Consider the following 6720-nt stretch of genomic DNA (forward strand, 5'->3'; position numbering starts at 1 on the left):
GGTGCTGCGGCTAGTTGCCTTTGTCTCCGAGCGTGGTCTTCGATGCAAGCATCAGGAACTCGGCGTTGGACTGGGTCGCCTTGAGCTTGTTGATCAGCAGCTCCAGACCCTGCTCCTGCTCGAGTCCGGAGAGCACGCGACGCAGCTTCCACATGATCTTGACCTCCTCTGGGGAGAGAAGGTTCTCCTCGCGACGGGTGGAGGACTCGTTCACGTTCACGGCCGGGAAGATCCGCTTGTCCGCCAGGCGGCGGGACAGGCGCAGCTCCATGTTGCCGGTGCCCTTGAACTCCTCGAAGATGACCTCGTCCATCTTGGATCCGGTCTCCACCAGCGCGGTGGCGAGGATGGTCAGCGAACCACCATTCTCGATGTTGCGCGCCGCGCCGAAGAACCGCTTGGGCGGGTAGAGCGCGTTGGCATCGACGCCGCCGGAGAGGATCCGGCCCGAGGCCGGGGCCGCAGTGTTGTAGGCGCGACCCAGTCGGGTCATGGAGTCCAGCAGCACGACGACGTCCTTGCCCAGCTCCACGAGACGCTTCGCGCGTTCGATGGCCAGCTCGGCCACGGTGGTGTGGTCATCGGCCGGGCGGTCGAAGGTCGAGGCGATGACCTCACCGTCGACCGTGCGCTGCATGTCGGTGACTTCCTCGGGGCGCTCGTCGACCAGGACCATCATGAGGTGAACCTCAGGGTTGTTGATCTTGATCGCCTTCGCCAGAGCCTGCAGGATGATCGTCTTGCCGGCCTTGGGCGGGGAGACGATCAGGCCGCGCTGGCCCTTGCCGATCGGGGCGATCAGGTCGATCACGCGAGGCGCGATGTCCTTGGCGTCACCCTCCAGGCGCAGACGATCCTGCGGGTACAGCGGGACCAGCTTGCTGAACTCCACCCGGTCGGTGTTGGACTCGGAGGGCCGGCCGTTGACGGCGTCGAGCTTCACCAGCGCGTTGAACTTCGCCCGCTTCTGCGGGTTCTCACCTTCGCGAGGAGCGCGGATGTGCCCGTGGACGGCGTCGCCCTTGCGCAGGTTGTGCCGCTTGACCTGGGCCAGGGACACGTAGACGTCGTTGGGTCCGGAGAGGTAGCCCGAGGTCCGCACGAAGGCGTAGTTGTCGAGCACATCCAGGATGCCTGCCACCGGCACCAGGACGTCGTCCTCGGTGACCTCGGTGTCATCGACCTCGGGATCGCGGCCGCGACGGCGGTTGTTGCGATCGCCCCGGTCATTGCGGTCATTGCGATCGTTGCGGTCATTGCGGTCGTTGCGATTGCGGCTGCGACGGTTGCGGCGCTCCTCATCGCGTCCGCCCTCGCTGCGGTTGCTGTCGCGACCGCCCTCGTTGCGATCGTTGCGGCCACCGTCGTTGCGGTCGTTGCGATCGTTGCGGTTGTTCTCACGGCCACCGTCGTTGCGATTGCTGTCGCGTCCACCGTCGTTGCGGTCGTTACGGCTGTTCTCGCGTCCACCGTCGTTGCGGTTGCTCTCGCGACCACCGTCGTTGCGGTTGTTGTCGCGGCCTCCGCGGCCGCCGTCACGGCCGCTGTTGTCTCGGTTGCGCCGGTTGCGGTTGCGTCCGCGGGGCTGGGACTCGCCGTCCTCGGTGCTGCTGCCCTCGCCAGCCTGCTGATCGTTGCTCTGCTGAGCACTGTTCTGCTGGGCACCGCTCTGCTGAGCACCGTCCTGCTGGGCACTGCGGCGATCGTTGCCGCCGCCCTCGGTGCGCGCGTTCTCGCCTGAGCTCTCGCCGCGCGAGGGCCCGCCGCTCGGGGCGTTTTCGGCGACGTCGGTGCGCGAGCCGTTCTGCTCTGCGCCGGACTCGCTCGCCTTGGTCTCGGTCTTGGGCTCGGCCTTGGACCGGCGGCGGTTCGGGCGCTTCGCGGCGGGCTCCTCGGAGCCGGCGCTCTGCTGGTCGCTGCCGCCCTTGGCGGCGTCGTTCTGGCGACCTTCGGCGGCCGCCTTGTCCTGCTGCTTGTCACGCTCTGCGACGGCGCCACCACGCTGGTGCGAGGAGATGGCCTCCACCAGGGCGGATTTGCGCATCCGGGAGCTTCCGGTGATGCCCAGCTGGGAGGCAAGCGCCTGCAGCTGAGCGAGCTTCAGACCGGCCAGCCCGGAGCTCTTGGGCTCTGGTGCAGCGGACTCGGCCTTCTCGGGGCTCTGAGTCGCAGTGGTCTCAGCGGTGGTTTCTGTCACGAAGGTTCCTTCCCCCTCGTCAGGCAGGCCCGGCGGATGCGCCGTCCTGCGGTGTCTTCAACGGAGCGTCAGAAGTCCGTTGGCTTATTACTGTTTTTTCGCGCATACAGCGTTAGGGAGATTTCTTGCACGGTCCGCGTCCCCGGCGGGGAGTGGGATCATCGCAGGTCGCTGCCGGATCGCTCTGTCGAGGAGTCGGCACCGTCCAGCGCTCAGGAAAAAAGCGCGGCTTGCGCGAAGGAACATCATGGTGATCTCTTGAGGCCGATTCGACCGACCCGGCAGAGCGAGCGTGCTCAGCACGCCGTCAACGCTGATGTGCCTCCACTGTAACACCAGAGCCGGCGATCGGCAGGATTGAGGGGGTGAACACGTGGCCCTGCGCGTCGGGTCCGCCGAGCGCGGAGATCCGCTGCGCCGCGGCGCTGGCCTGGGCGTCGGAGTCGGCAAGCACCAGCACCGAGGGTCCTGCGCCGGAGATCACGGCGGCGAACCCGGCGGCTCGGAGTCCGTCCACCAGGGCCATGGACCCGGGGAAGGCGGGACGGCGCTGCTGCTGGTGCAACGCGTCCTCGGTGGCGTCGAGCAGCAGCTCCGGTGCGCTGGTCAGGGCGTGGACCAGCAGTGCGGCGCGCGCAGAGTTCTGCGCGGCGGCGGAGTGATCGATCTGTGCCGGGAGCAGATCGCGCGCCACCTGGGTGGACTGCTCGAAGTTCGGCACGGCCACGACGGTGCGCAGCCGTGGGTGCGGGATCAGCGGTGCGGTGCGGAAGGCGCCGTCGCCGGTGTCAAGGGTGGATCCGGGCGCCTCTGATCCGGAGGACAGCGCGTTCGGGGCGTCCTGCCAGGAGATCGCCACTCCCCCGCGCAGCGCCGGCACGTAGTTGTCCGGGTGGCCCTCGATCCGGGAACCGATCTGCAGCTTCTCGTCCTCGCTCAACCCCTCCGGCAGCAACGTGTCCGCGGTCATCACCGCCGAGGCGACCGCCGCGGCGGAGGAGCCGAGTCCGCGGCTGTGCGGAATGTTGTTGACCGCGCGGACCTCGAGGTCCGGGAGGCTGAAGCCCTTGGCGTTGAGGATCTTCTCGACCAGGGTGACCACCAGATGGGAGGCGTCACGGGGCAGCGTCTCGGAGCCCTCGCCCTCCACGGTGATCTCCACCTGGGCCTGCGCACCGCGCCGCGGGGCGGCGTGGACGGTGATCTCATCGAAGAGTCCCAGGGCCAGGCCCATGCTGTCGTAGCCCGGGCCGAGATTCGCCGACGTGGCGGGAACCCTGAGGTGGAAGGACCTCGGTGCGCTCAGCGGCTCGCGCAGCTGGGGCGACTCGTGAGCGCCTGCCGAGCTGCCTGCCGTGGGCGGCGTGGCCGCCGAAGGGGCCAGGGCCTGCTCCGGGGCGAGACCCTGACCGAGCTTATGCATGCTGGACTGCCCGCTCATGAGGATCAGAGCCCCAGCTGCCGGGCCACGGTCTCGACGTCCTGCGGGACCATGGTCGGGGTGACGTCGGAGCCGTCGGCGTTCTTCAGCGCCCAGTCGGGGTCCTTCAGGCCGTGCCCGGTCACCGTGATGACGATCGTCTTCTCGGTCGGGACCTCCCCGGCAGAGTGCTTCTTGATCAGTCCGGCGACCCCGGCGGCCGAGGCGGGCTCCACGAAGACGCCCTCCTTCGCGGAGAGCCAGCGGTGCGCGGCGAGGATCTCCTGGTCGGTGACCGACTCGATGACTCCTGCGGACTCATCGCGAGCAGTCTCCGCCTTCTCCCAGGAGGCCGGGTTGCCGATCCGGATGGCCGTGGCGACGGTCTCCGGCTCGGTCACCGGGTGACCCATGACAATGGGCGCTGCGCCCTCCGCCTGGAAGCCCCACATGATCGGGGTGTGGCTGGAGACCGGTGCGAGCTCCGCGCCGTCGGCACCCTCGTAGGGGTTCGTCCAGGGCCGGGAATACTCCTGGTAGCCCTTCCAGTACGCGGTGATGTTCCCGGCGTTGCCCACCGGGAGCAGGTGGTAGTCCGGGGCGTCGCCGAGTGCGTCCACGACCTCGAAGGCGCCGGTCTTCTGGCCTTCGATGCGTGCCGGATTCACCGAGTTCACCAGGAACACCGGGTAGTTCTCGGAGAGCTTGCGCGCGATGTCGAGGCAGCCGTCGAAGTTGCCGTCCACCTGGATCAGCTCGGCCCCGTGGGCCACCGCCTGGGAGAGCTTGCCCATCGCGATCTTGCCTGCGGGCACCAGCACCGCACAGGTCAGTCCGGCCTGGGTCGCGTAGGCCGCGGCGGAGGCGGAGGTGTTGCCGGTGGAGGCGCAGACCACAGCCTTGGCGCCTTCGGCCACCGCGGCGGTGATCGCCATCGTCATGCCGCGGTCCTTGAAGGATCCGGTGGGGTTCATCCCCTCCACCTTCAGGTAGACCGTGCCGGAGACCAGCTCGGAGAGCGCCGGGGCGTAGACCAGCGGGGTGCCGCCCTCTCCCAGGGTGATGACCTCGGTGGTCTGCTCCACGGGGAGTCGGTCTGCGTATTCACGGATGACTCCGCGCCATTGGTGCGCCACGGTGGGTGCTCCTTCATCGTCAAGCGGGTGGGAACTGCTCGGGCGGGACTGGACCCAGGGTTACTGCTCGACCTCAACGCGCAGCACCGAGTTCACTGACTTGACCACGTCCAGGGCCCGAAGCGTGGAGACGGTGTCGGAGAGGTCCTTCTCCTTGGCCAGGTGGGTCACGATCTGCACGACGGCGCCGCGCTCCCGTGCCCCCTCGGTGTCCACCTCGCCGTCGCTGGAGACGCTGCCGGGCTGTCGCATCGACTCGATGGAGACGTGATGATCGGCCAGCACGCGAGCGACCTCGGCGATCACTCCCTCACGATCAGCGACTTCCATATCAATGTAGTACTGCGTGTAGGCCTCATCCACCGGCAGCGCCCGGACGGACTGGGAGTCGCCGTTGGTCTCGATGGTCCCGGGGTGCTCCGGGCCGCTGTGCAGCCGGCGCGCCACGGAGACGACGTCGCCCATGATGGCCGAGGAGGTCGGCAGACCGCCGGCGCCCTGGCCGTAGAACATGAGCTCTCCGGCGTTCTCGGCGACCACGAAGACCGCGTTGAAGGCGCCGCGCACGCTGGCCAGCGGGTGGGTGCGGGGCAGCAGGGTCGGGTGGACGCGCAGGATGGCGCCGTCGTCGTTCTTCTCCACGATCGCCAGCAGCTTGATCACGTAACCGGAGGCGGCCGCAGCCTCGATGTCCTCGGCGGTGACCGAGGAGATGCCCTCGCAGTAGACGTCGTGGATGTCGAAGGGCGCGTGGAACGCCAGCGCACCCAGGATCGCGGCCTTGGCGGCGGCGTCATGGCCCTCGATGTCGGCGGTGGGGTCGGCCTCGGCGTATCCGAGCCGCTGAGCCTCGAGCAGCGCGTCGTAGAACGCGGCGCCGGTGGAGTCCATCTGGTCCAGGATGTAGTTGGTGGTGCCGTTGACGATGCCCATCACCTTGGTGATCCGGTCACCGGAGAGCGACTCCTGGATCGGGCGCAGGATCGGGATGGCACCGCCGACGGCGGCTTCGAAGCGCAGCAGCGCCCCGGATTCGGCGGCGGCCTGGCTGAGCTTGCCGCCCTGGACCGCGAGCAGCGCCTTGTTCCCGGTCACCACGGCGGTGCCGGCGCGCAGGGCGCGCTCCACCAGGGTGCCGGCAGGTTCGATCCCGCCCATCAGTTCGATGATCAGATCGGCCTCGTCCACCAGCGCCTCGGCGTCGGTGGTCAGCAGCTCGCCGGGGATCTTCCAGTCCCGCGGGGCCTCGACGTCGCGCACGGCGACGCCGATCAGCTTGACCGGGGCCCCCACGCGCGAGGAGATCAGCGCCCGCCCCTCGACCAGGGTGCGTGCGACCTGGGCGCCGACGTTGCCGGCGCCGAGCAGGCCGATCTTCAGCGGCTCGGCGGTGCTCCTTGCTGCGGACATCATGACCTCAATCCCTCGTGCCTGTTCGGTTCCCGGCGCTGCGCGCGTGCTGTGTCTCAGCCTGCGGCAAAGCCGGTGTCGCGCCCGAGCATGTCCTGCTCGGTCTCTCGGCGGATGAGCACCTGGGAGGCGCCGTCTGCGACGGCGACCACTGCGGGTCGAGTCAGGTAGTTGTAGTTGCTCGACAGCGAGTGGCAGTACGCGCCGGTGGCGGGAACGGCAAGGAGATCATCCCGGGCCGTCGCCGTCGGCAAGTATACGTTTCGCACCACGATGTCGCCGGACTCGCAGTGTTTGCCCACGATGCGAGACAGCGTGTGGTCTCCGGTCACCCGGCGTGAGGCCAGCACCGCGGAATAGTCGGCGTCGTAGAGCACGCCGCGGGCGTTGTCGCTCATGCCGCCGTCCACGGCCACGTAGCGTCTGGAGGTGGTGCTGCCGTCGGGCGCGTCGACCTGGACGTCTTTCTGCACGCCGACCCGGTAGAGCGTGACCCCGGCGGGTCCGACGATCGCTCGGCCGGGCTCGATCGAGATCCGCGGCACGCGCAGCGCATG

General features: G+C 68.7%; 5 protein-coding genes. All 5 read right to left on the reverse strand.

Going from position 1 to position 6720, the window contains the following annotated elements:
* Positions 1-10: 10 nt before the first annotated feature.
* Positions 11-2197 (reverse strand): transcription termination factor Rho, encoded by a 2187-nt coding sequence (rho, locus tag I2487_RS11095; RefSeq protein WP_207171139.1) that lies wholly within the window; start codon positions 2195-2197, stop codon positions 11-13.
* A gap of 307 nt (positions 2198-2504) precedes the next feature.
* Positions 2505-3620, reverse strand: coding sequence for a homoserine kinase (thrB, locus tag I2487_RS11100; protein ID WP_207171159.1), 1116 nt, complete (start codon positions 3618-3620; stop codon positions 2505-2507).
* A 23-nt stretch (positions 3621-3643) separates the two neighbouring features.
* The gene (gene thrC, locus I2487_RS11105) at positions 3644-4753 is read right to left on the reverse strand and encodes a threonine synthase (RefSeq protein ID WP_207171138.1); all 1110 of its coding nucleotides are present in this window, start codon (positions 4751-4753) and stop codon (positions 3644-3646) included.
* A 60-nt stretch (positions 4754-4813) separates the two neighbouring features.
* Complete coding sequence (locus I2487_RS11110; RefSeq protein WP_207171158.1) at positions 4814-6163, reverse strand: homoserine dehydrogenase; 1350 nt, start codon at positions 6161-6163, stop codon at positions 4814-4816.
* A 56-nt stretch (positions 6164-6219) separates the two neighbouring features.
* Positions 6220-6720: diaminopimelate decarboxylase family protein (locus tag I2487_RS11115; protein ID WP_518523716.1), on the reverse strand; the 501-nt coding region annotated here is incomplete at its 5' end.

The sequence above is a fragment of the Nesterenkonia sp. E16_10 genome, assembly GCF_017347085.1.
GTDB lineage: Bacteria > Actinomycetota > Actinomycetes > Actinomycetales > Micrococcaceae > Nesterenkonia.

What these genes read in the sequence shown, in the direction of transcription:
- thrB (WP_207171159.1), bottom strand. Translation starts at nt 3,620, where the DNA reads ATGCATAAGCTCGGTCAGGGTCTCGCCCCGGAGCAGGCCCTGGCCCCT.
- I2487_RS11110 (WP_207171158.1), bottom strand. Translation starts at nt 6,163, where the DNA reads ATGTCCGCAGCAAGGAGCACCGCCGAGCCGCTGAAGATCGGCCTGCTC.